Source organism: Pseudolabrys sp. FHR47 (assembly GCF_005153485.1).
Lineage (GTDB): Bacteria > Pseudomonadota > Alphaproteobacteria > Rhizobiales > Xanthobacteraceae > Pseudolabrys.
Genome location: NZ_CP039740.1, coordinates 3703400 through 3728266 on the forward strand (window position 1 = coordinate 3703400; position 24867 = coordinate 3728266).

Below are 24867 nucleotides of genomic sequence, written 5' to 3' on the forward strand. Positions count from 1 at the left end.
CGGACAGGACCCGCGGTTCCACGCTCAATGACTGCTTGAGGCAATCGCCATATCTTTCGTCATCGCTTGTTGTCGGCCCGGCCCGGAAGGGGACGCGGCCCCGGCATCCGGTGCTCGCGATCCGCGGTCACGAAAACGACGCCACTGTCCAACGATCTCGCCGAGAATGCCGCCGCGAAACCAGAGAACGCAGACGATGAAAATGAGACCGTGAATGACCGTAACCCACTGACCGAGCGCGGACAGATAGTTCTGCATGGTCACGACAATGGCCGCGCCGATTACCGGACCGAACAAGGTGCCGGGCCCGCCAAGAAAGGTCATCAACAGCGCTTCGCCCGACATCGACCAATGAGCGTCGGTAAGCGAAGCCAGCTGGCTGACAATCGCCTTGAGCGAGCCAGCCAGTCCCGCAAACGCCGCCGATAGCGTGAATGCAACGAGCTTGAAGCGCGCGCTTTCATAGCCGAGCGACTGGGCCCGCATCTCGTGTTCGCTGATGCCGCGCAGGATGCGGCCGTAAGGCGAACCCACGATTCGCATGATCAGCACAAAGCTGCCCAGGAAGACCGCGAGCACGAAGGCGTAGAGCATGGCCGGCTTCGACAGGTCGATGATGCCGAACAGCACGCCACGCGGAATGCCCTGCAAGCCGTCTTCGCCGCCGGTGAAGGGCGCCTGTAGCGCGACGAAATACATCATCTGCGCGAAGGCAAGCGTCACCATCGCGAAGTAGATGCCGCTGCGGCGGATCGCGAGCCAGCCCGTCGCCAAGCCGAGCAGGGCGGCGACGCCGGTGCCGGCCAGAATCGCGAGTTCGGGAGGCAAGCCCCAGACCTTGGCGGCGTGGCCGCAGACGTAGCCGGCGGCGCCGAGAAACATCGCATGACCGAAAGACATCAGCTTGCCGTATCCGGCAATGAGATTGTAGGCGCAGGCAAACAGCGCGAAGATCATTACCTTCATGAGGAAGCCGGGATAGATCGCGGCCGGCGCCACGGCGAAGAATAACGCCATCACCGCGAGCGCGATCATCTGGCCGCGCGACGTAAAATCCGGCGTGACATGATTCGTGGCGCTATGAGTTGCCTCCGGCTTCGAACCGAACAGGCCGGCCGGACGCAGTAAAAGGACAATCGCCATCACCACGAAAGCGACGGTGGTCGACCCTTGCGGGTAGAAGGCCTTGGTCAAACCCTCCACGATGCCGAGCGAAAAACCGGTCACGATCGAACCCATGATCGAGCCCATGCCGCCGATCACAACTACGGCGAACACGACGATGATGAGCTCGTCGCCCATCGTCGGATTGACCTGATAGATCGGCGCCGCGAGCACACCGGCAAGTGCCGCGAGCGCGATGCCGGCGGCGTAAGTCAGCATCACCATGCGAGGCACGCGGATGCCGAAGGCCTGGGTCAGCAGCGAATCTTCGGTCGCGGCGCGCAAATTCGCACCGAGGCTCGTGCGCTCTATGACGTACCAGGTCGTCAGGCAAACGATCAGCGATACGACAATGACCCAGGCGCGGTAATTCGGCAGATACATGAAGCCGAGATGATGGCCGCCGGTCAACAATGCCGGGATCGCATAAGGCTGCCCGGCCGAGCCGATCCACGCACTCATCAGGCCCTGCACGACGAGCGCCAGGCCGAAGGTCAGCAGCATGCCGTAGATGTGGTCGAGCTTGTATACGCGCTGGAGCATCAGGCGTTCGATCACGATATTGACCGCGCCGACGACGAGCGGCACCACTACAAGCGCCACCCAATAGCTCGCACCGAAGTAAGTGAGCAGCAGCCATGCACCGGCGGCACCGAGCATATATTGCGCGCCGTGCGCAAAATTGACGATGTTCATCATGCCGAAGATGACAGCCAGACCAAGGCTGAGCATCGCATAAAAGGCGCCGTTGATCAGACCAAGCAGTAGTTGGGCATAGACCAGTGCGCCGGGGACGCCAAAGATGGTGCTCACGATCAGCGTCCTTCCTTACAGGCCGAGATAGGCAGTCAGCGCACTTTCGCGGTTCGTCAGTTCCGCGGCGGGAATTTCCTCGACGACACGGCCGAGCTCGACCACGTAATGGCGATCGGCCAGCGTCGAGACGAAACCCACGTTTTGTTCGATCAGCAGGATGGTGAAGCCGAGCTGCTTTAGCGTCGTGACCGCCCTCGCGATCTGCTGAATGATGATCGGCGCGAGGCCTTCGGTCGGCTCGTCGAGCAGAAGGATGCGGGCGCCAGTGCGAAGTACGCGCGCCAGAGCCAGCATCTGCTGTTCGCCGCCGGACAATTTGGTGCCCTGGCTGTCGAGGCGTTCCTTCAGATTGGGAAACAGCGACAAAATATCGTCGACCGTCATGCCGCCATCGGCGAGCTTCGGCGGCAGCAAGAGGTTCTCGCGAACGCTCAGACTCGAAAAGATGCCGCGATGATCCGGGCAATAGCCGACGCCCTTGCGGGCAATATCGTAAGGCGGCGCTGCGATCGTTTCGTCGCCGTCGAATTTGATGGAGCCGGTCCGCCGCTCGATCATGCCCATGATGGATTTGACGGCCGTCGTTTTGCCGGCGCCGTTACGCCCGAGCAGCGTGACGACCTCTCCGGCCCGCAGGTCGAAATCCATGCCATGCAGCACCTTGGACTCCCCGTACCAGGCTTCGAGTCCGCGGACGCTGAGGTTTTGAGCAGTGGCTTCAGGCATGACCTTGCCCTGTGTAAGCGGCGATGACATCGGGGCGCACCGAGACTTCGGCATAGGTCCCTTCGGCGAGCACCTCGCCACGCACCATCACCGTGATCTTGTCGGCGAGTTCGGCGACGACCTTCATGTTGTGCTCGACCAGCAGAACGGTGCGGCCGACGGCAAGCTCACGAATAAGCCGCGTGATCCAGCCGATATCTTCACGGCCAAGACCGGCCATCGGCTCATCGAGCAGAAGGACCTTCGGTTCCAGCGCCAGCGTGGTGGCGAGCTCGAGGACGCGTTTGCGGCCGTAAGGCAGGTTGGCCGCAGCGACGTCGGAATAATCGGTCAGACTGAAACGGTCGATTAGTGCGGCGGTCCGCTCGGTCACCGCGCGATTGCGGGCAATCGTGCCGAGACAATCCCACGACAGCCCCTGCTCGCGCAGCAACGCCAGTTCGATGTTTTCACGGACCGTCAGGTTGCCGAAGACCGCGGAAATCTGGAATGAGCGCACGACGCCGCGCTTGGCCATCGCTGGCATACCGATGCGCGTTACATCGACACCGTTATGAAGAATGCGCCCGGCGGTCGGCGCCAGTTGCTTGGTCAGCAGATTGAACAATGTGGTCTTGCCGGCGCCGTTCGGGCCGATCACGGCATGCACACAGTGCGCGGCCAATTGAAAGTTGACATCCCGAAGAGCGTAGAACCCGCCGAACGACCGGCTGAGCCCGCGCGCCTCCAAGGCAAATGCAGTGTCCGACATGGCACTATTCGACATGGCGCTATCCGACATGGCGCTGACGCCCTCCGTCGCTTGCGGCCTCAGAAAATCCAGCGAGGACCATCAGAGTTCAAAAGTTTCCTATCGTCAACTTATTCTTCTTAGGCAAATGTTTCTATTTTAGGCAACAGAATGGCGCGATATGCGGCAATGCCGCCGGCGCGCGCCAGACGCACCCGTCGCTGAAAAATCGAAAGGCTGAATGTAGAATTTGCAGGGTGGGATGACGCGAAGGCCGTTCGACGCCAGCGCGCGCCGACAATCCAAAGCGCTGGCGCAAGCCGCTGATGGTACAGGGCCTGTAATCAGATCAGCATGTTGATGAGGATTTGGCGCTCCCTAGGGGAAACGCCATCTTCTCTCCGAACTCATTGAACTTACGTAAGTTTTTGGCCACCCACTGCTGCTCTGTGTAGCAGAAAATGGCACGTCGGTCGAGTAGACCGCATGGGCGTGGAGCCAACGGCCCATCCCGGCACAAAGTTAGCGCCAATTCAGGCTGAACGAATCTGCTACTACTACTTCTAGCTGCCGTGTCTGCTCTCGCGTCTGGGCAATAAGGATGCGTTTCGGAAGAGGCTCCACAAGAACGGTACCGCGTGTTCGGAGCCGTGTAACTGGCACCCTTCAATGGGAGGCCGCACGAGCAATTCCAATCCTGCAGGTAGCGCGGAGACTTGGCCTTAAGGTCAGAGGCGTATCTGCGATATGCCCGTTGCACGGCGACACCGAACCTAGCCTGCACTTCTATCTGAAGACTAACAGTTGGCATTGCTTCGGATGCTCTAACGGCGGCGGCACCATTGAACTAGTTGCGGCGCTTACCAGGACCGACAAAAGAGGCGCCCTACAATGGCTGATGGGAGCGGGTGCTATCTCAGCGGCGCCTTCGAACACGCCAGTCGTTGCCACCCCCATTCAAGAGGCTAAGCGAGTCGGGAATAGTGACATATTGAACTGGCTCATGGATTCGAGCCCGCTGAGACCGCGCGGGATCAATTATCTGACGGGCCGCGGATTTTCTGAGGTGATCTTACGCCGTTTCGGAATTGGCCAAGTTGAAAGCGCGTCCGCACTTTTAGAAGCTGCTCAATTACGATGGACCTTAGACGAACTGAAACAGACGGGTCTTGTTACAGATACATATGGTCAAGCGCGCCTAATCTTTCGCAACCACACCATTCTGTTTCCTTTTCTAGACCAAGGTGCCATTCGTTACGTGCAGGGACGGGCGGCAAATGACAGTGATAAACCGCGCTGGATCAATCTGGCGGGAATTCAAAAGCCATTATTCAACGTCGATGCGATCAAGAGCCACCCGCGCTCGGATTTTATCCACCTCTGCGAAGGCATTACCGACACGATCGCCGCTGCTCAACTGGGCCTTACAGCAGTCGGGGTCCTAGGCGCTCATTCACTTACACCGGACCACGCTGAACTTTTTTCTGGTATGAAGGTGACGCTGCTTCCCGACGGCGACCGAGGCGGCGATCAATTTGAAAGACATGCCCTCGCCCTTCTCCGCAGATTTAACGCAAACGTCAGCGTCCTAAGGGTTCCGCGAGGAACTGACATTGCGGATCAGATTCGGCCGAAAAAGGATTAATGCGTCGTGTCGTTATCAGCCTGGGACCGTTTATTACTGAGAGAAAATCTCTTCTGGGCTTGGCAAAAAGCCGCGTCCCTATATAGCCGGACTGAAGGGCTGCATAGTCAGTCGGACGTTGCTGCCTTTGATTTAGATTTGGAAGCAAATCTCGAGTCCATACAACAAGACTTCGCTCAGGGTACTTACACACTTCAGCGAATGACTCTGCTTCCCCAACCTAAATCACCAGACGGTGATCAGCACCGTATGCGACAGAGCTTCCATGTGTCCGTTCGCGACCAAGTCGCCTGGATAGCGGTTGTTAACGCGGTTGGGCCGACGCTAGACATTGAGATGCCACCTTGGAGCTATGGGCATCGCCTTCATCGCTCAGCTTGGGTGCCAGATACATGGGAAGAAGATCAATCCACACGCATTGGGCCATATCGCCATAGCAGCGCTCAGCTATTTCGAAAATTTCGTCAAAGCTGGCCTCTGTACCGAAGACATATTGTGCTGACCGCCCGACAACTCGGTCATGGCGCTATTAAAGAAGAGGAATTAGACGAAGGAGAGCGACGCGCCCTGAAGGCCGAACGCAGTCCGCTAAACAGAAGCAAACTACCATATCTAAACCCGGGATACTTTGGTGCGATTCGGCAGGGGCCGGGCGACGTGTATTACGGCTCACTAGACCTACAAAAGTTTTATCCCAGCATTTCGGTCGGAACCGTCCTTCAGCAATTTATAAAATACAGTGATGAAGTTAGATCGGACACGCGCATAGCCCAACTCGTCGAACGAATGCTGAACTTTAGCGTAAGCACTCATGGACTCTCTCCTAAAATGCGTGTGTGCGAGCCAAGAACCCCATCTGGCCGGTTCAATGGAGTACCGACCGGCCTAATGGTTGCAGGCTTCCTCTCGAATGTCGCGATGTTGAGCGTTGATAAGCAGGTTAACCAGGAAATCCCGTATAAAGGCATTGCTCATTTCCGCTTCGTTGATGACCATACCTTCTTGGCACCTGACTTCGATGTTCTGCTGGATTGGATGGCACGATACAATGTCATCTTACGAAATCATCTTGATGGCGTTTATGTAAACGATGAGAAATACCAACCTGAAGAACTTAAAGCGCTTCTAACTCGGAAGGGCCGCAAGAGCGGTCGCGCGATAGAAAAATTAAGAGAAAGCGCAAAGTCTGCCTGCAAAGTCGATCCAGTCTATCCACGGCCGCTTCTTACCCGAACTCTTGCTCAGCTCTCTCTACTCGGCAGTATCGATTTCGACACGCTCGACGATGAGGGCCAACACGGTCAAATCGAGCAGATAATAACCCTTATGTTGACGGCCCTTCCTGATACTGAGCTTAGGGAGGACACACGGAAGACATATGCAGCCGCGCGACTAACAGCTCTCGTTCCGAAATTACGCGAGAATGTCGATCAGTGGGCGAGCAAAGCGAGAGACCTCAATAATGTTCGAGAAAAGAAGCGGAGCTTGGAAGAACGAAAACGGATATTGCAGAGTGGCACAGCAGCAGCATCCGAACTCACCGCGATTGATACGGCGCTAGCCCTCCTCCATGCGCACGAGACCGAGCTCGAAAAGGAATCGCTCGCTGCGCAACAGAAGCTGCTAAAGGAGCGCCAATTCTCACACCGGAGAGCGTTCGAGCTTCTTTTCGAAGCATTCTGCGAACACCCATACAAAGGACGCCTGCTGGAACTTCTCTTTAGGTTCTGCAGCAGCACGGGCTATCCTGGACTGGGAGCAATTTTTAAGAAGATCGGTGAGCTGCAACAAGAATCATATCAGCTTGGAACCTATTTGAGAGCGTCGTCATTCCATGCTCTTGGATACTTAATAGCTCGTGCCGCTCTGGGCCTAGTTGACATCCATTCGAGTGAGAGACGTCGCGAGGCGTCGAAGATTTTTCTTACAAGCGTTGCCGCGCTCGGGCGTGACACATTTAGGTCTGATCCCGAATATTTTTCTCAGGATGCGCTGTCCTTTCTGGGCATTGGAGCGGCAACGGCAGCATTTACGCTCGAAGAATATTTCACGCTCCATCCTGCGGACACAGCCCTTGGCGCCAAGTTAGCGCAGCTCACTTCTGACTCGGAAGACATCTCGGCGAAGCCCGCGCAGCGCTTCAAGACAATTGCAAAGGATAAGCTCGCGAGCTGGCTCTTTTGGGCAGACGGAGTCAGTTTACCGAAAGGCAGTACGGACCCGAGCCCGCAATGGAGCTCTTTGGTCACTTCGCTCGATCCAAAAAAGAAATTGGACTGGAACGTGCTTCGTAGATATCCAAAGCAACTGCCCGATAGCGCCATTGCGTATTTGCAAGCTAATGGCCGCTATCTCGATGCCCTTGATCAAGGTTGGTTATACGACGTTCTTAGGGCGCGAAATGATGGGACCGCACTCCCACGAAGGATGGCTCGCGTGCGTAACGCAGCCACGCAGCCAATAGGTCGCGCAGACTTGGTCGCATGGGCGGAGACAGCCAGGACGATTCACAGCACCGATCCCTTCGACCCTCGCGCATCGGAGTGGACGGCCCTTGAGATACTCAACCAAGTTTTAGCGGCGATCGAAACATTCCAGTTGGGACCACGCGTATCGCTTTGCCACCCGACGAATTACACCGTTCCGGCAAGCTGGCTAAAGCCACCCCCGGACCCATGGAGTCGCTCATCGAAGATTTGGACGTGGGAAAGCTGGAAGAATTTTGCGCGAGAGAAGCAAAGCCTCAAAGCAAGGCCTTCACGATCGTTAATTACTGACTATCGGTACAAAGAAGGCGCGGATTCAAAGGCTGAAGATGCACTCCGAGCCGAGCTAATTGCTTACGGTCTATTACTCTTCGGTCTTTTGAGGCGCAGCTTCAACTGGCCATCTCTTTGGAATATTCGTGGACAGGAACGTTCTCACGTTTGGCTCGCCGGGATGGAATCACAAAGACTCACGATCTCTTCAGAAACGTTAGCCATACTTGACGGGCTCCTTCGACCAAGATCTTGGGAAACCGTCTTGCTATTTGAAACAGCGCCGGGGTTTACCGGCTTTTCCAAGGCCGAAGATGTCACGAAGGGCGTTGTCCCCGATACGGCCCTGGATGTAACTCCTTTGACCACCCCTCGGCAGCTTAGGCATGCAATTGCGACGGCTCAACGTGCACTTGAAGCCGGGCAGGTTGCAGGATTTGAAAATCGCCCAAGGCAACTTGTGCCTGTCAATATTCGACACCTTGCTGCCACGGAAATTGCGGGCCAACCGCAGGACGACGAGGACTAACGGGCAACGCCATGCACGAATACCTAAGAGTAGGAATAGTCCAGTCTACGCTCGACTATCGAAGCGCATGGCGCTCATCTCCCAAGATGGATAGTCTGGAGGAAAAGAAAGCGGAAAACGAAATTGACCGATCAATGAACTCATTCGCGGCAGAGACCAATAGACCCCAAATTATCGTCGCGCCTGAATTGGCCGCCCCACACTTTATGATAGCGAAATTGCAGCGCCATGCTGATAGACTTGAAGCAATCGTTGTAGCCGGAATGGATTATCGTCTATCGGATTTGGGGGGCCGTCTAACAGCGTCGAACGAAGCAATCTTGTTCGTACCAAAGCGGTGGTTGGGCAGCCGCACACGTTCCCCCCGAACGAGAAGGGTGATTGGCAAGACATATCCTTCGGATGCCGAGAAGCGAGCCCTTAGCGGCTTTTCGCGCGAATTTTCCGGCGACCCTTTTGTTTGGTTATTTGATGGCGGCGACATAGGACGATTCGCTATTGCCATCTGCTATGACTTTCTCGACCTCGAGCGTCTGGCGATGTATCGCGGACGCATTCATCATTTTTTCGTTTTAGCTTACAATCGCGACGTAAATTCGTTCTACTACGTAGCGGAGGCGTTCGCTCGCATGGCCTGCTGCAATGTGGTTGTATGCAATACGGGATATTTTGGCGGGTCTCTAGCTGTGTCGCCGTACCGAGAACCTTTTCGCAGAACGATATATCGGAGCGAGGGAGCTAAACTGTTTACGTCGCAAATTGTTGAGCTACCTGTCGAAAGCCTGGACAAACATCAAAAGGCGCCAACCGCAGATAAGAATGCCGAGTTCAAAGGGCTCCCTCCCGGGTACACCGAGCATCAAGTCTTGTTGAAAAAGGAAACTCCATTATTCTAGCCGCAGTTTTGCGCAATTTCATTTGGCCATTTTGTGGCCAATGCTAACTTTTTAGGCTGCGATTAGAAAATCTAGTCATTGCGTCAAATCTTTCAACATAAGGCACGACGTCGCGACCGTAAATTTTGGTTCGGAGATACTCGACTTCGCTATCATATAAATTTTCATCAACATCGATATACCAAGATTTCGGGCGGCCGTCGCTGCCGTCATTCCATCGATACCGACGTCGTTTCAGCTCCTCTTTAAAGTCAAAAGCAGCACCTTCCGCCCAAATACGGATGGTCTTACGCCGCGCCTGCTCAAGCAGCGCACCAAAGGCCGGACGTCCTGTTTTAGGTAATTTTGCGGCAAGAACTTCAAGAAGAGCGTCACAGTCATCTATCGCGCGATGGGCCGTGTGAAAGAGGCCGATTTCGCTGAGTAAATATCCAAGACGCGACCCTTCGTAGCCTTGAGAACGCCAATCAATCTGGGTTGCCGAACATGCCCAAGGCTTTGACCGAAACTCAAGCCAGTAGCGTTCGGCAAATTCGCGGTCAAACTGAGCGTTGTGCGCAACAATAATTGCTGCGTCGGATATGAATGAACTGACTTTTTCTGATTCAATCCGATGACCAATTACCATTTCCGAAGTGATACGGGTTATGGCGGAAACATCTTCAGGAATCGGTTTGGATGGTTCATTAAATGAAGTGAACCTATCTATTACACCGGCAATCTGCCCGTCGGGGAAGTAGGAAAGCTTGACCATTCCTAGTTCTATGACCTCATCAGTAGCTGCATCCAGCCCCGTCGTTTCAACATCCAAAATTATCGCGATCTTTGTTTGTGTATCGCCCTCAACTCGCGTGCAAATGTTTCTCGGCTTTAATCGCCGGAGAACGCGGTAGTCGCCGGTTGCCTCCAACAGGCGAACCATTTCAGTAGCGTCGAGACTGAGTTCTTGTTCCAAGCTTTGACTCCCCGGGGGTCGGCTGGGCTGTGGAGTAGCGAGATTTCCGTCAGGATACATCTTGGGGTCAAAAACGCGAAACGTGACCTCCTAGCGGCGGCTACGCAAAATCCCCCCGTGCCCTCTCCCGATTAGGATTCACCGACCTCGGCGGCGGGTTTCCTGCCTCACCTCGCACAGTCTCGAAGAAAACGACATTGCGGCCCAGCAGCCACCCCGCCTGAGTCACTTTGACTCATACACATATCGCCAAACGCACCTTTGGCAATTCGTGTTCAATGCCATTTCCCGCACCTCAAAAATGCCTGGGCATTTCGAATGGTTCGCAAATGCGTGACGTGATGTCGTGCGGCGGCCCCCGGCGCTTCCCCCCGTATGGCTGGGTCCTTTCGCAATGACATAAGGCTCACGTCAAACGGCGGCCGCCCACAAGCGCAAGACACGGGTGAGTCGTTTTGACTCATGGTGGCTTTCGTACTGTTCGTTAAATGTGCCTTGTTCGGACAGTCTCTCCATGAGGAGCCCTGAAGACAATGCCCAAATCTCACCTGAAGCTCGTCGCTCCAAGCGCCATTAATCGAACAGTTACCCCGAGACGCCTTCCCAACAAGGCCTTGCGCACCCGTGAGCACCTGACGGAAGCCGAAGTTGAGATGCTCATGGAAGCCGCCAAGGACAACCGTTGGGGCACCCGTGACGCCACCATGATGTTGCTAGCCTACCGCCACGGCCTGAGGGCTGCCGAGTTGGTTGACCTGCGTTGGGATCAAGTCGACCTACCTACGGCGACCCTCCACGTCCGTAGAGTCAAGCATGGCACCCCCAGCACTCATCCCATCATGGGTGACGAACTACGTGCCTTGCGTCGGCTAAAACGCGAGCAAAACCCTAAGTCACCTTTCATGTTCATCTCCGAGCGCGGGGCGCCATTCAGCACCGCTGGGTTCGCCCGCATGGTTGAACGTGCAGGCCAAGAGGCTGGGCTACCATTCAAGGCACACCCTCACATGCTGCGTCACGCATGCGGGTACGCATTGGCCAACAAGGGTCACGACACGCGGGCCCTTCAAGCCTACCTGGGTCACAAGAACATCCAGCACACCGTTAGGTACACTGAGATGTCTCCGACACGGTTCAAGGGCTTTTGGACGCGCTAGGCAACACCTCATTTGGGATGAACCCATAGTCTCACTATCGAGTACCTCGCCGCATGCGCGGCTAACTACGCGCTATCACTTCGAAGCAGCACGCTCAGGGCGTGTTGCACGAGAACAACGCCCCACCGGGCTCAATGAAAGCCGCCCTTAAGGGATTGTTGATTTCAGATTTTATGTGTCTAGTTTGATTGTCCACATCGCATCTTTCACATGGAGAGTGGACATGAAGATATTTCTGCGGACATCCTCAAGGCCGGGAGGTTTCAACCAGACCGATATTGAATATAAAATCGAGGATGGACGGAGTGTAAAGATCGAGGAGGACCTTACCGAGACGCTCGCTTTGCTAAGGTTTGCTACTCTGGCTGCTGTCAATTTAAAGACAGGCAGCTTGATGGAGGTATACTCGGCACCTAACGCACTCACAAACCCGTTCATCGAAAAATGGATTGAAGACTGGAGGCGGGACGGTTTTTTTCACGCCCGCGAGAACACCGAGAAAAGTGGAAGCAATTCGACGGACTGCTTCAGAGCCGTGGAATTCAATTGGTGCCACATTCTCTGACCAAGGCCGAACTTAAGAAGGTCTTCGAAAAGAAATCATACGTTGCGCCCGGGACCCCGGAGGAACATCCCTGGGACGCGCCCGAAAGTGTCGAAGATATGATCCGACGAGCTTTGGCAAAGCGAGATAGGTCTGACTGAAGTCATGGCATCGGCCTCTCAACGGCATCGCCGGGTGCGCCGGCTGAGGGCGCGGATTGTCAGCGACTCAAACAACTATTTGCCCATCTGCTCGATTCCTGGGTGCTCGCGTCCCACCACGCGTGCAGCCAAAGTTGGGCTTGATAGCTTCACTTGCCGCTACCACCAGCAGCACAAGCAGCGGCACGGCTCACATTGGTGCAAGAGCCCATCTGGTCCAATACTCAGCCCCTATGTCTCCGCCGCGCTGAAGGTCATTCATTCTAATTGGGAAGCGCCTTTCGTGGCGGCCGCCGTAGCTGGTCTTGGTAGCGGCATGTCAACGGCAGGGCCTGCGGAGCCTGCTACGCGCTTAAGGGGCCTTCCACCCGAACGAAGGGCCAAGATCGCTCTAGCGCGGCTCCGCGAGGCGGGCGTTAAGCCCGAGCGCCTCCTTTCCATTGCGCTGGCCGTACATGCGCTAATCGCCGACGCACCCGAAAAGTGCCACCGGGTCTCGGAGTGGCGCATCGTAGCCGTCGCCAAGGCTGCTCACCGGCTCGCATCCGGCACTCACCGTCAATGGCCGCTCCATCAACCGGACGGGCGCGTGAAACACATCGTCTTGCACGCTTACCCACGGTCCTCTGGGCGTGTCCTCCGGCACCTGGGAACGATGATCGAAAAGGAATGCGAGTGGGTCATTGAGCGGCATTTGGCGGAAGTGGTTGCCCTGAAGCGGGCCACTGAGCCGCCCACCAACGCTGCGGTCTGAGAGATTTTCGCTATGCCTCTCTTGCGAGATATCAGGTCTGGGCTTGGCGGGGCGCACATGTTGGGCTTTCCGGTCACTCCGCGCCTGCAGTACGAAGCTCACAGGCGGGCGCTACGTTGAACAGTGGCAAAGTCATTCGGCGATTTGATCCATGCGTCCGCGCGGCGGATAACGGATTGAGGCGAGATATAGCCGCCTTCACGGCCTACCTTGAAGCCGAAGAGACCAAGTTGCAGCGACGCACTCGGGAACGCAAGTTGGCCGACCGGGAGAAGATGCACTTGGCCGTCGAAGCGCTGGTCTGCAATCTGATTGCCGCCTATCAGATTGGCTCTACGGCGCTGCTCCACATACCCCTCGCCAACGATGTTCTGCGAGGCACTCCCCGCTATCGGTCTCCCGTCTACGGCGTGCACTTTCGCAACCTGATCGCGCTACTGGAAAGCCTGGGCCTGATTAGATTCGTGACCAAAGGGTACAATGTTCGCAAATGGCGGCGGCGCGAGATCACGACCATTCGGCCGACCACTGCGCTTCGTAAGGCGTTTCCGGCGCTCGTCACCGAGAAGCCCGGCTCCTTGACCCAGGTCGATCCGGCCGAAACTGTCGTCTTGAAGGACCAAAGCGGTCGACTGGTTGCTTATCCCGAGACCCACTCTACGCGACGATGGCGGGTCGAAATGAGAGCAATCAATGCCAGCCTGCGTAATGCGTCTATCTCGCTGGCCGGCCGAAACCGCGTGATCGATGACGACGGCTTCGCGGCCCGTCTTAACGCCAGAACTCTTCGGCGCATTTGGAACAATGGCGACTGGGAGCAGGGCGGGCGGCTATACGACGGCTTTTGGCAAACGATGCGGCGCGAGGAGCGGCTACCGGCTATCCGCTTGAACAACACACGCGTCGCTAATGTTGACTTCTGCCAGTTCAATCTCCGGCTAGCGTATGCGCTGGCAAAGGTGACGCCTCCGCGCGGTGACCTTTATGACGTGAGCGGAACGGACTCCGTGAGGCGCGATTGGAAGCAACTACGCGAGGGCCGCAAGAAGCTGACTAACGCGATGTTCAACGCGAAAGCGCCATTGCGGCGTTGGCCGGGCAAGACCGAACGGGAGCGCCAAGCGGTGGCGTCTTTCTTCCCGGCGGGAATCACAGCCACGGACGCAACAGAAGCGATACGGGCTAAACATGCCGCCGTGGCGGGCTACTTCGAGAGGGGCTACGGGCTCCGCTTCATGCGCATAGAGTCTGACATTCTGGTCGCGGTGCTTCTCGACCTCATTAAGCGGGGCATTACAGCCCTACCGCTGCACGATGCGGTTCTTGTGCAGGAACGCAATGCGAAGACCGCCAAACGGACTATGGAGCGAGAAGCAAAGAGGCGCATCGGAACGGTTATTCCAGCGCAGATCACAATGGCGTTGTGTTGAGCGCGCCGGCGGGAGGGGCTTGCGTGTCCTCTAATGCAATAAGGAGCTATGCTAAGGGAAGTCCACAATGGCGCGGCCTTAGTGTCGCTCCTGAAGCCCGCCGGCCTGAATGTGGTCTTCCGGTGAGCCCGCTAAGGGGACAGGATTGCCGAGGCAGTCCCTCCATTCAGAGCTCACCTTCCGTGGGGCTTGATGGCCTGCCTTAGCAAGGTCCTTCAGCCACCCTCCCGTCTTGGAACTGATCACAAGCCGACCTTTGTGCTGGGGTGATCCACGAGTCCCACCTCCGCTTTGAGGCCAGTCCGCAAGGACGAACCCCTGAGGCTCTCCGGTGCTACTTCTTCCGCCGAGCTTAGTGGCCTACCTTAAGGGACCAGCTATTGGGTGCCGTTGTGCAGCATGGTGCGAGGCTGAGATGACATCATTAAGCTGCGCGGAGGGGTGACCCGCCCAACCCTTCGTGGTGGATATGCAGCGGGCTCTAGTGGGTGCCATCAAGCCTGCCCTGGGATGGTCAATACCAGTCCACCGGAACCAGATGCAGGCATAGCGACGCAGCCTCCCGGCACCCGGTAGGAAGCGCCGCCATGGCTAGTCCCACCTGATAGGTAGCTCTGTGGTAGACGTCTTTCCGGACTGGTATGAGGCCTTAACGGTGCGCTTTGCTAATCATAATAAATATGGAGTGCGTGCTACACTGAGTGCGGGCCCTCAGCAGAAGACGGATAGGGGTGATGCTCTATATCAAGACGAATCGCGGATGGCGGCCGCTACACAAATCAAATTATAGGATTGCAGATACCTGGCAGCGAGATGGCTTGAACATCGACGAAAAGGTCGCCGCGCTGAATGCTCATCAGTACTGGTTCACCGAACGTAACTATAACTCTTGGGAAGTCAAAAACCGACTTCTCAATAGCGCAAAGCACCGAGCAAAAAAATCTTCACTAAAATTCAGCATCGGGCCGGCCGACTTTGACATTCCACTGCTTTGCCCCCTTAGGCACGTTCTTCTCAAAGTCGGCAATGAACAACACACCGAGGATTCTCCCACGCTCGACCGCAAAGACCCCCGTTTCGGCTATATAAAAGGGAACGTTTGGGTCATTTCGCACAAAGCAAATCGACTAAAGGGGAATCTGACTCCGGATGAGCTAAGGACGCTTTGCGAAAATGTGCTGGCGCTCAATTGGGTCACTTGGACGAGCGACGATGAGCATGCGACTCGGAAGCAAGAGAATGCCAAGCAGAAAGCTCGATGGTGGGCTCTGTGGGGCAAGGGTCCGAAATCCTAGAAATGCTCGCCCACTAGGTGTCTTCGAAAAACCGGACGCCCTGCCGAAATAAAGACTCAAACTCGATTCTTCCGGAGCGGCACTAAAAGGCGATCCGGCGAGGTCTTCAAGGCGTGCGCGATCCTAGCAAGCACGACGACGGTCACATTGCGCTTACCCCGTTCGACCTGTGAAATGTAGGTCCGATCAAGCCCAGCCTCAAACGCCAGCTCTTCCTGAGACAGCCCAGCAGCCTTCCGCTCGCGCTTCACGCGTTCAGCCACGACCCCGATAATGCCCGTCTCGTCGTCCATGGCGACAAGAGGGCCGCCATGATGACTTTTGGTCCACGGACTATAAGTCCCATCTCGACATGAGAGACATGATGACTATAGTCTACAGAAAGACGCTTTTGATCTCATGTATGGCGGCTAGGTAGAGGTGGCGATGCGTACCATTAGGCTGACCCTGTTGGGGCTATTGCCAGTACTGGCAATTGCCGCACTGATGGTCCTCGCCCAGCGGCTGGCGGTCGAGGCGTATTGGGAGATACATCCTGAGGCCAAGCTGGAGGCAGAGGTTAGACGCCCGACAGTTGAACAGGCTCTTTCCGGCCTTCGAGAGCGGCGTCAAAAGGAGGCTCAGCGGGCGCTAGCGTTGGAGAAAGCGCTGGAGCCATTTGGCCTGGCAAAATCTCAACAGAAGGAAAGTCCATCTCCTTCGGGTGCTTCCCCGATAAGGGCTGAAACCCGCAACTAGTTCTCGCGCCCGGTACGATGACCTTTGTGGCGCTATTCCAGCCACCTCAGCGCAGAAAGATCAATCGGCGCTTCGACCCTGTCCAACGCATCAGCAAGCGGGTTCACCGACATTCCTTTGCCGTAGCCGCGACCAACACCGCCGTTTGACGTGTGGCCCGTGAGGGCGTCGTGAACCTCCTCGGGCAGGCCCGCGTCTCGGGTCATCCGCTTAAAAGTATGCCTAAAAGAATGAAAGACCTTGGCACTATCTGAGACGCCGCACTTCTCTCTCAGGTAGCGCCCGAACCACTTTGACCATGCTGCCGACCGTGGTCGTTTCCCTTGGGCCTTTACGTTCGGCCACAAGCTCTGATCTTCGTCAGCCGATCCGCTGACAAGTCCTTTGCGATATCGAAGCAGCCCAATCCGCTCCAACTCACGATGAACTGGCACATGGCGGATTGACGAAACGGTTTTTGTTGATCGACCGCCACTCTTGCCAACATCGAAGTACCACCGCCCTGTCTCCTCATCTTGAGCCAAATCCCGTATGCGCAACTGAGCAATTTCATCAAGACGCATGCCCGAGAGGAACCCAATCAAGGGAAACCAAAATGCGGCCTCACATCCTCCGCCCACGGGGCGAACACGATCGGCGAAGACTGGCGAGCCGAAGATCGCCCTGAGGTCATCCCTGCTGAAGAAGGTACGCTCAGCTTCACGCTCTTGAATGAGAAATCGAATGCCCTTCCCAAACGGATTTGCAAACCCTGCCACCTTGTCTAGATGCCCATCGCGCTCCGCTTGCGAAATTATCGCGCCAATGAGCGTCAGCATCTTGTTGACGGTGGTGGCACTGCGCGGCTGGTAAGGCGAGAGGTCGCGGGCCAACAGCTCTTTGAGAGGCAGCCTGCGGAGGCTCCTCGGGAGCGACCGGGGCACCCGAGCGACTTCATCGCGGAATTTTCGGGCAATCTCTCTGGTGATGTCCCCTAGACGTAGGTCTCCATGAAGCTCCTTGAAGTAGCGGATGACCTGCTCTGCTTCGACGATCGTATTGGAGTTCGGCCTCTTGGCCCCTTTTGCGCCACCTCCCGCACACCACCGTTCGAAAGCCTCCGACAGCTTCGGGCCCCTATCCTTCACATGCTTTGGCGTCGGAACGATCTTGCCACGCTGCCGCTCGCTCATCGTGTCGTAGGCACGGACATGCGCCTCCAGCACCTTCATGGCGACCGCGCGAAACCAAGGAGCGGTTCGGTCCAGTGGAACCCCACGGCGCTTGAGAGCAATGCTCGTTTCCGCAAAGACAATCGTGGGATCACGCCGAGCGAATGCCTCGCGGTACTCGTCCTCGAACATCGCAAGCGCATGGCCGTAGGCGTGGAAGTGGTCCTTCGCCATGCCCTTGGCGTTTGGACCATGCGCCACCGCCATCGGAAGGCCGGGTACTGGAGGAATCGCCTCGCCCAAGTCCGGCCACAGCGCCCTTTCCTTCGCGTCCTGAAGGCGCCGCCGGTCGTCCCCGTCCTCGCGTTCCATCGCGTCGGCGGTCAGAAGTTCGACATGGACTTCGTCGGCAATCTCCTGAAGGTCGGCATCCGTCAGAACGTCCGAACGTGGCTCGCCAGCCAACGCCCTCACCGCGTGTTCGAACAGTTGCGTGGCCCGAAGCGCCTCTTGATGATCACGCCGCTTCGCCTGCTTGAAGTCTTTCGTCTGGAGCGAGCGCACGAGTTCGCGCTTGAAGCATCCCGTCTTGGCGTTGATCAGGTCGCCAAACGGCTCGCGCATGTGCGCCGGAGCCTCCTTGCCTGCAAGGCTTTCCGGCAATCGCTTTCGAAATTCGTAGGTGCCCGAAACACGCCGCTGCATGTAACTCAAAGCCGCCATTGTGGACCACCCTTGTGGGCTACATTTGTGTAGCAAGGCGGCCTTCCTAAGCTCATGAAAGCTCAGGTTTTTCGTCTTTTCAATGGCTTGGCAAGATGCTGGCGCTCCCTAGGGGACTCGAACCCCTGTTTTCGCCGTGAGAGGGCGACGTCCTGGGCCGCTAGACGAAGGGAGCTTAGGCCAGGAAAGAGCCCACGAGATAGCCGCGATCGGCCGCCGGCGCAAGCGCGGTGCCGCGTGGCCCCGCACGGCGGCTATGGCTGCGGCGCCAGCCGCAGCCGGCCGAGTGGGCGCAGCGTGTCCGGATCGTAGGTGCGCAACTCGATCGCGCCGCCCACCTCGATAGTCACCACGATCTGGGCTTCGCCGATCGCCGTGCCGACGACGCGGGCGCCGGGCGGCAGGCTGTCGACGGCTTCAATCAAGCTGCGGGGCGCGCCGGCGTCGGCCGCGGGGCGGTCGCCCGACGTGTAGACCTTGTAGCCAATGACGCCGAACACAGCGGCCATGCCGACCACCAGAGTCGCCGACGAAATCATCATCAACCGGCGCACCTTGGCGACGGCCGCTTCCTGCTCTGGGGTTAACGGCTTTTCCTGGTCGGGATCGGTGTCGGACATCGGCGCCTTCGGTTTCACGCGCACTCTTACTCTCTATATAAAGACAACATGAACAGCAGCACCGAAAAAGTCAGCGTCGCCGCCGAGGACGCCGGCGCGCGGCTCGATCGCCTGCTGGCGACGCGCATTCCGGCGCTGTCGCGCTCGCGGCTGAAAGCCCTCATCCTTGAAGGTCAGGTCAGCGTCCAGCCTGCCGGCGTCAAAAGCGCGGAAGCGGCGCGCACCATCCTTGATCCGTCCGCGCAGGTCAAATCCGGCGATACCATCACGGTCACGCTGCCGCCGCCGGAAGACGCCCGTCCCGCCGGCGAAGATATCCCGCTCACCATCGTTTACGAGGACGACGATCTCATCGTCATCGACAAGCCGGCCGGCCTTGTCGTGCATCCGGCGGCGGGCCATGCCACCGGCACGCTGGTCAATGCGCTGATCGCGCATTGCGGCGACAGCCTGTCGGGCATCGGCGGCGTCAGGCGCCCCGGCATTGTGCACCGGCTCGACAAGGATACCACCGGGCTGATGGTGATCGCCAAGAATGACAAAGCCCACCATGCGCTGTCGAAACAGTTTGCCGACAAGCTGGAGAGCGGCCTGACGCGCGGCTATCTCGCGCTGGTGTGGGGCGCGCCGGACCGGCCGCGCGGCACCATCGACGCGCCGCTCGACCGCCATCCGACCGCGCGCGAGAAACAGGCGGTGCGCAAGAGCGGCCGAGAGGCGATCACGCACTGGGAAGTGCGCGAGCGTTTCGACGACGCTGATGGTAAACTGGTTGCCAGCCTGGTCGAATGCCTGCTGGAGACCGGCCGGACCCACCAGATCCGCGTCCATCTCGCTCATATCGGCCACCCGATTCTGGGCGACGAAACCTACGGCACCGGATTCAAGACCAAAGCCGCCCGGCTGTCGCCGCCAGCCCGCGCGGCGCTCGACGCCCTCGGCCGCCAGGCGCTGCACGCGGCGATTCTCGGCTTTACTCACCCGATGTCGGGGACCGGCTCGAATTCGAAGCCCCCCTGCCGGCCGATATGGCCCGGCTCGCCGACGCGCTGCGCAAGGGCGGCTAAGCCTCTCCTCTCGCAGGCTTTTTTCCGCTCGCCTCTTGAATTGGCGCCAGCCATTCTTATTTCATGTCTCGTGAGCGACCCCACATCTGCAAATCCGCCTGAAAACATCCGTTCCGCCCGGAACGGCGCGGTGAATTGCGGCGTTACCGTGTTGCGAGCGCCGTCCAACGGCGCCCGATCTCCGGCGGCGCGTCAAAAATTACCTGACAAAACAATGGCTTGATGCCGCGCCAAGGGGTCACGGGGACGTGACGGCGCAACGCTTGGCGTCGCCGGCCTCAAACCGTTATGCTGCAAGCGCGTCCGTTGGAGAGAGCGGACGCATCTTAGGATGCGCACCGTCGGCTCGGGGAGCGACGGTGACAACCGCCTGCCGATCCGTCGGGGGCATATTATAGGAGGGCGCTTATGGCCCGTTCTACTGCTATCCCGGCACTCAGTGCCGAATCCGGTCTTTCACGCTACCTCGAGGAAATCCGTCGGTTCCCGATGCTGGAACCGCAGGAGGAGTACATGCTCGCCCGCAGCTGGCGCGAGCACGGGGACCGTGAAGCCGCCCACAAGCTCGTCACCAGCCATCTGCGACTCGTGGCCAAGATCGCCATGGGCTATCGCGGCTACGGCCTGCCGATCTCGGAAGTCGTGTCCGAGGGCAATGTCGGCCTGATGCAGGCGGTGAAGCGCTTCGAACCCGAAAAGGGCTTCCGCCTGGCCACCTACGCCATGTGGTGGATCAAGGCGGCGATCCAGGAGTACATCCTGCGCTCATGGTCGCTGGTGAAGATGGGCACCACCGCCAACCAGAAGAAGCTGTTCTTCAACCTGCGCAAGGCCAAGAGCAAGATCTCGGCGCTGGAGGAAGGCGATCTTCGCCCCGAACACGTCAAGACGATCGCGACCCAGCTCGGCGTCACCGAGCAGGATGTGGTCGATATGAACCGCCGTCTTGGCGGCGATGCTTCGCTCAACGCCTCGATCCGCGACGACGGCGAATCCGGCGAATGGCAGGACTGGCTGGTCGACGACGCGCCGAGCCAGGAGCGCATCCTCGCCGACAGCGAGGAAAGCGATAACCGCCACAAGGCGCTGATCGGCGCGCTCGATGTGCTCAATGAGCGCGAGCGCCGCATCTTCGAGGCCCGCCGCCTCGCCGACGACCCGGTCACGCTCGAGGAGCTGGCCGCCGAGTTCGGCGTGTCGCGCGAGCGCGTGCGCCAGATCGAGGTGCGCGCCTTCGAGAAGGTTCAGAAGGCAGTGAAGAACTCGATCGCTTCGCTTGAGGCGCCGAAAGTCGGCGCTCAGGCGCAGGTCACCTCCGCGGCGATGTAATTACGCCTGCCGCGATAGATGAATGAGGAAGGCCGGGCTTTCAGCCCGGCCTTTTTCGTTTGCCGAGGGCCGTTCGGAACTTTTGCGGTTCGCCACGATTGTCGGCGAAACATGGAGGAACCGATGAAGACCCCGAAGGCCTTGAGCGATGTCGAACATAAGGCCGCACGGCAGCTCGACATGCTGATGCGCGCGGTGAAGAAACAATATCGCCGCTTTGTTTCGACCGGCTCTCGGACCCGCCCGCAAACGGCCGAACGGCGCTACATCCGGGCGGCGGAAGAAACAATCGTCAGTGCCGAGAAGATCATCGCCCGGCTCAAGCCGCGCATCGCAGCGGCCAAGCGCTCACTCGGAGTCTCGGAGACAAGAGCCAAACGCAAGGTCAAGCGGAAGACGGCGCGGGCTGCGGCCAAGCGCGCGACGTTGAAAAAGCGAGCGGCGAGATCGCGCAAGAAAAAGCTCTAGGGCGGCGCCGGTCAGCCCTTCGCCTTGCCCTGCTTCTCGGCCTCGAGCGCCTCGAAGGTCGGTATGTTCGGGCAGTAGTCCTGCCAGTGTGTATTGCCCGGATCGGCCTTGAGCTCATGCAGGCACTGTTTTTTGTCGACGCACACCGAACAGACGCGCTGCAGGTCGTGGAGCACGCCCGGCTCCTCGCGCGCGATCTGCCGCTCGTCGAGGCCGAGCGAAGCCAGGCGGCTGTACATCGGATAGGCAGCAGCCGCGCCCTTGTGGCGAACGGCTTCGAGTTCGGGGATGGTCACGCCGACATCCGACGCGATCTTGGTCGCTTCAACTTCCCCGACGGCCGACACCAGCGGCGCGGCCGTCAAATCGCGCCACCACTGGGCGAGCCGCTTGAGCGGCGACGGGAGGACTTCAACCGGGGTCGATGACATCGCAGGCCTCATCGAATCGAGAACTGGGTTGGTGATGCTGCCTGTGTGACAACGCCCCCGAACCGCTACATTGACGAAAATCAAAGCCCGCATAGGGGTTTATCCTGAGAAACGGGCCCAATTCCGGTATCGAATGCGCGAAAACGTGACGTGGCCGGACCCAGCCATGTGCTAGGGTGACAACAAGGCTCGTGGCAGGACCGCGGCCAGAAGAAAGATTGGCCAGGGTCGGAACGTGCCACGGCAGCCTCAACCCAACGATGGGAGGCGCCTATGGCTCATTCTCACCTCATCGCCGGCGCGGCCGGCAGTGCGGCCGTTCCCGCCATTCGCAAGATCGGGCTGGCCGATCTCAAGGATGCGCTGTCGCGCGGGGCTGACGATTTCCTTGCCATGCCAACGCACGCGATCTTTCTGTGCGTGATCTATCCGCTGATCGGCCTCATCGCGGCGCGGCTGGCCTTCGGCTATTCGGTGCTGCCTTTGCTTTATCCGCTCGCCACCGGCTTCGCGCTGGTCGGGCCGCTGGCTGCGATCGGCCTTTACGAGCTCAGCCGCCGGCGCGAACAAGGCCTCGACGTTTCCGCCAGCGACGCTTTTAACGTGCTGCGCTCGTCGTCAATCGGCGCCATCGTTGCGCTCGGTCTGCTGCTGGTCGTCATCTTCGCGCTGTGGATGGCTGTCGCCAATGCGATCTACATCGACAACTTCGGCTACAAGCCGCCGGCATCGGCGGCCGTCTTCATCCACGATGTGCTGGCGACCCAAGCGGGCTGGAATCTGATCGTGACCGGCAACGCCGTCGGCCTGGTTTTCGCCGTTATCGCGCTGACGCTCAGCGTCGTCTCCTTCCCGATGCTGCTCGACCGCGACATCGGCGCCGCCGGCGCACTGTTGACATCGATCCGCGCCGTCATTGCCAATCCGCTGATCATGGCGGCGTGGGGCCTGATCGTCGCAGCCTTGCTGCTGATCGGCTCGTTGCCGTTCTTCATCGGCCTGACCGTCGTGTTGCCGATCCTCGGCCATGCCACGTGGCATCTTTATCGCAAGCTGGTTGTCGCCGACGGCACACCGGCGCCGACCTATCGCAGCGATGAGCGTATCAGGCGACCGGCAGCCGATTTCCCGGCGGCGCTGTTTCCGTGGAAGAAATAGTCGAGGTTCGCCTGTCCCGGACGCGATGCAGCATGCAATGCTGCTTCGCTGATCCGGGACCGCAACAAATTCGGAGTTTGTGAAGGTCCCGGTTCTGCGCCGCGGCACTGCGCGCCGCAGCGCGCCCGGGAAAAAGAACCCCTACTCGCCCCAGGCGCGGAAGGACTCTTCGAAGGCGCGGGTGCCGGGCACGCCCTTCTCGATGGCGAGGATGGCGCGCTTGCCGCTCGTATAGACGATCGGAATGTCGAACCAGTCGCGCTCCTTGAGCAACTGAACATTCCGCTCCCGATCAACCGGGATCGAGGAAAGGCCGATCAAAAAGTAGTTGTTCGTCACCTTCACCGACAGGCCGGCGAGCGGCACGCCCCTCGCCTGCTCGTTCTGCTTCATCAGCAGGCCGGGTACATTGCCAATGCCGCCTTCGGAGAAGTCGGCCGGCAACGTGAACATGACCTCGATGGTGTGACTCGCTGGCAGCGCCTTGTCGGTGTTGCGCCGGAGCGACCATGTCATCCGCATGCGGCGTTCGGGGATTTCGACGTCGGCGCGGATGGCGAGTTCGGGCGCGAGCCCCGCGCCAGGCGAAACGGTCTCGGTGCGCCACACCGCCGAGCCGACATAGCGCTTGCCCTGCGGATCGGACGGATCCTCGTCGTACAGCACCACTTTCTGCGCCACTGCCGCGGCCGGCGCTGTCGCGGGCTGCCCTGGCGAGTCATTGGCGGCGCCGATGCGATCGGTGATCTTCGGCCGGCCGGCCGGCGCTTCCGACGTCGCCGTCGGCGACGTGGGCGCCGGTGTCGATGTCGAACTCGCCGTCATTTTGCGGTAAGCGCCGACGACATTGTCGCGCTGCCAGTAGCCGAGCGCACCCACCACGCCGATCAACAGCACCACCACGGCCGCCTTGATCAGACCACCGAAAGAGCGGGCCGGTCGACCATAATCGGCGTCCTCGTCTTCCGGCGGCGGCAGCACCGTGCCGCGCCGCGGCCTTGGATGTGTCTCGACAGGCTCCACGGCCTCGGGCGGCGGCGCATAGTCTTCCGCTTGATGGGTGTCGGGCTGCGGTTCTTCGGTCTGCGGCGGCTGTTCGTCGGTCGGCGGTTCGAAATAGTGCGGCGCGGGCTCGACCGGCTGCTCGTCCGGGATGTCCTGGACGTCGCGGCGAAAGTCCTCATGCGTTGCGTAGCGGGCTTCGGCGGCCTCCGCCTGAACATGGTCTTCCGCCGCAGGTCCGCCGAACCGCGTCTCGTAGTCCGGCTCATCGTAGGTGCGGCCCGCCCCAGCGCCGGTCTCGTGCGGCTCCTCGGCTTCGGCGGAGGTGTCGCCAACATCCCGAAGACCCTGCTCTGGCGTCGCGACGTCTCCGGGCTCCGCCTCCTCCCGCGGCCGCTTGGCGGCCTCGGCTTCCAGCCGCCGGATCGCGTCTTCCAGCGCCAGGCGCTCGCGCGTGATGTCCGACTCCTCGATTGGCGGATCGACGCTGCGCAACTGATTGACCAGCGCTGTACGCGCGCGCTCGTACAAAGCACGGCGGTTCTCACCCGTGTTGTTGTCGAGGCCAGCGACGGCGCGGGCAATCAGTGGGTAGTAATCGGCCATTGGCGCTTAAGGA

Annotated in this window: 20 protein-coding genes, 1 tRNA gene and 1 pseudogene; 12 read left to right on the plus strand and 10 right to left on the minus strand. The window is 58.9% G+C overall.

All coding sequences use genetic code 11. The features are described from left to right. Positions 1-24: 24 nt before the first annotated feature. The 3 genes from E8Q40_RS18110 to E8Q40_RS18120 are packed head-to-tail and all read right to left on the minus strand — an operon-like array spanning position 25 to position 3457. On the minus strand, positions 25-1977 hold the full coding sequence (locus E8Q40_RS18110) for a branched-chain amino acid ABC transporter permease (protein WP_137045859.1): 1953 nt from the start codon (positions 1975-1977) through the stop codon (positions 25-27). Between the two features lie 15 nt (positions 1978-1992). Next, on the minus strand, positions 1993-2706 hold the full coding sequence (locus E8Q40_RS18115) for an ABC transporter ATP-binding protein (protein ID WP_168197896.1): 714 nt from the start codon (positions 2704-2706) through the stop codon (positions 1993-1995). Further along, complete coding sequence (locus E8Q40_RS18120) at positions 2699-3457, minus strand: ABC transporter ATP-binding protein (protein ID WP_137046807.1); 759 nt, start codon at positions 3455-3457, stop codon at positions 2699-2701. Before E8Q40_RS18120 ends, E8Q40_RS18115 begins: the two co-directional genes overlap by 8 nt. 580 nt (positions 3458-4037) lie before the next feature. Between E8Q40_RS18120 and E8Q40_RS22435 the strand changes: the two are divergent. The 4 genes and pseudogenes from E8Q40_RS22435 to E8Q40_RS18135 all read left to right on the plus strand — a co-directional run. Further along, a pseudogene (locus tag E8Q40_RS22435) lies at positions 4038-4274 on the plus strand (CHC2 zinc finger domain-containing protein); the annotation flags it as partial. Between the two features lie 153 nt (positions 4275-4427). Continuing rightward, positions 4428-5081, plus strand: coding sequence for a toprim domain-containing protein (locus E8Q40_RS18125; RefSeq protein ID WP_246662908.1), 654 nt, complete (start codon positions 4428-4430; stop codon positions 5079-5081). 495 nt (positions 5082-5576) lie between these two features. Continuing rightward, positions 5577-8369: an RNA-directed DNA polymerase gene (locus E8Q40_RS18130; protein ID WP_137045862.1), complete on the plus strand. Its 2793-nt coding sequence runs from the start codon at positions 5577-5579 to the stop codon at positions 8367-8369. A gap of 11 nt (positions 8370-8380) precedes the next feature. Continuing rightward, positions 8381-9265, plus strand: a complete 885-nt coding sequence (locus tag E8Q40_RS18135) for a hypothetical protein (RefSeq protein WP_137045863.1) — start codon at positions 8381-8383, stop codon at positions 9263-9265. Positions 9266-9308: 43 nt separating this feature from the next. Here the strand turns inward: E8Q40_RS18135 and E8Q40_RS18140 are convergent, their stop codons facing one another. After that, on the minus strand, positions 9309-10220 hold the full coding sequence (locus E8Q40_RS18140) for a 3'-5' exonuclease (RefSeq protein ID WP_246662909.1): 912 nt from the start codon (positions 10218-10220) through the stop codon (positions 9309-9311). 533 nt (positions 10221-10753) lie between these two features. On the opposite strand from E8Q40_RS18140, the gene E8Q40_RS18145 reads away from it, so the two are divergent. The 4 genes from E8Q40_RS18145 to E8Q40_RS18165 all read left to right on the plus strand — a co-directional run bounded on the left by E8Q40_RS18145 (position 10754) and on the right by E8Q40_RS18165 (position 15561). Next, the gene (locus tag E8Q40_RS18145) at positions 10754-11377 is read left to right on the plus strand and encodes a tyrosine-type recombinase/integrase (RefSeq protein ID WP_137045865.1); all 624 of its coding nucleotides are present in this window, start codon (positions 10754-10756) and stop codon (positions 11375-11377) included. A gap of 223 nt (positions 11378-11600) precedes the next feature. Beyond that, positions 11601-11942, plus strand: coding sequence for a hypothetical protein (locus tag E8Q40_RS18150; RefSeq protein ID WP_137045866.1), 342 nt, complete (start codon positions 11601-11603; stop codon positions 11940-11942). Positions 11943-13117: 1175 nt separating this feature from the next. Continuing rightward, the gene (locus E8Q40_RS18160; protein WP_137045867.1) at positions 13118-14266 is read left to right on the plus strand and encodes a hypothetical protein; all 1149 of its coding nucleotides are present in this window, start codon (positions 13118-13120) and stop codon (positions 14264-14266) included. Positions 14267-15000: 734 nt separating this feature from the next. Next, positions 15001-15561 carry a hypothetical protein gene (locus E8Q40_RS18165; RefSeq protein ID WP_137045868.1) on the plus strand — a complete coding sequence of 187 codons (561 nt, stop codon included), beginning with the start codon at positions 15001-15003 and terminating at the stop codon, positions 15559-15561. 56 nt (positions 15562-15617) lie between these two features. Here the strand turns inward: E8Q40_RS18165 and E8Q40_RS18170 are convergent, their stop codons facing one another. From E8Q40_RS18170 to E8Q40_RS18190, 4 genes are all read right to left on the minus strand, one after another. Then, positions 15618-15854: a helix-turn-helix domain-containing protein gene (locus E8Q40_RS18170; protein ID WP_137045869.1), complete on the minus strand. Its 237-nt coding sequence runs from the start codon at positions 15852-15854 to the stop codon at positions 15618-15620. A gap of 477 nt (positions 15855-16331) precedes the next feature. Beyond that, positions 16332-18173, minus strand: a complete 1842-nt coding sequence (locus E8Q40_RS18180) for a site-specific integrase (RefSeq protein ID WP_137045871.1) — start codon at positions 18171-18173, stop codon at positions 16332-16334. 99 nt (positions 18174-18272) lie between these two features. Further along, positions 18273-18348, minus strand: a tRNA-Glu gene (locus E8Q40_RS18185). Positions 18349-18427: 79 nt separating this feature from the next. Beyond that, a complete protein-coding gene (locus tag E8Q40_RS18190; RefSeq protein ID WP_246662910.1) occupies positions 18428-18817 on the minus strand; it encodes a hypothetical protein in 390 nt (129 codons plus the stop codon). A gap of 24 nt (positions 18818-18841) precedes the next feature. Between E8Q40_RS18190 and E8Q40_RS18195 the strand changes: the two genes are divergently transcribed. The 3 genes from E8Q40_RS18195 (at position 18842) to E8Q40_RS18205 (ending at position 21657) form a co-directional block, all read left to right on the plus strand. Further along, the gene (locus E8Q40_RS18195; RefSeq protein ID WP_168197898.1) at positions 18842-20083 is read left to right on the plus strand and encodes an RluA family pseudouridine synthase; all 1242 of its coding nucleotides are present in this window, start codon (positions 18842-18844) and stop codon (positions 20081-20083) included. A gap of 185 nt (positions 20084-20268) precedes the next feature. Beyond that, positions 20269-21189, plus strand: a complete 921-nt coding sequence (gene rpoH / locus E8Q40_RS18200) for an RNA polymerase sigma factor RpoH (RefSeq protein WP_137045872.1) — start codon at positions 20269-20271, stop codon at positions 21187-21189. A 123-nt stretch (positions 21190-21312) separates the two neighbouring features. Beyond that, a complete protein-coding gene (locus tag E8Q40_RS18205) occupies positions 21313-21657 on the plus strand; it encodes a hypothetical protein (RefSeq protein WP_137045873.1) in 345 nt (114 codons plus the stop codon). An 11-nt stretch (positions 21658-21668) separates the two neighbouring features. On the opposite strand, the gene E8Q40_RS18210 is transcribed toward E8Q40_RS18205, so the two are convergent. Further along, on the minus strand, positions 21669-22088 hold the full coding sequence (locus tag E8Q40_RS18210; RefSeq protein WP_137045874.1) for a hypothetical protein: 420 nt from the start codon (positions 22086-22088) through the stop codon (positions 21669-21671). A 273-nt stretch (positions 22089-22361) separates the two neighbouring features. Here E8Q40_RS18210 and E8Q40_RS18215 point away from each other — a divergent pair, with 273 nt between their 5' ends. Then, positions 22362-23246: a DUF2189 domain-containing protein gene (locus E8Q40_RS18215; protein ID WP_137045875.1), complete on the plus strand. Its 885-nt coding sequence runs from the start codon at positions 22362-22364 to the stop codon at positions 23244-23246. Between the two features lie 141 nt (positions 23247-23387). Here the strand turns inward: E8Q40_RS18215 and E8Q40_RS18220 are convergent, their stop codons facing one another. Beyond that, a complete protein-coding gene (locus tag E8Q40_RS18220; RefSeq protein WP_137045876.1) occupies positions 23388-24854 on the minus strand; it encodes a hypothetical protein in 1467 nt (488 codons plus the stop codon). Positions 24855-24867: the final 13 nt, after the last annotated feature.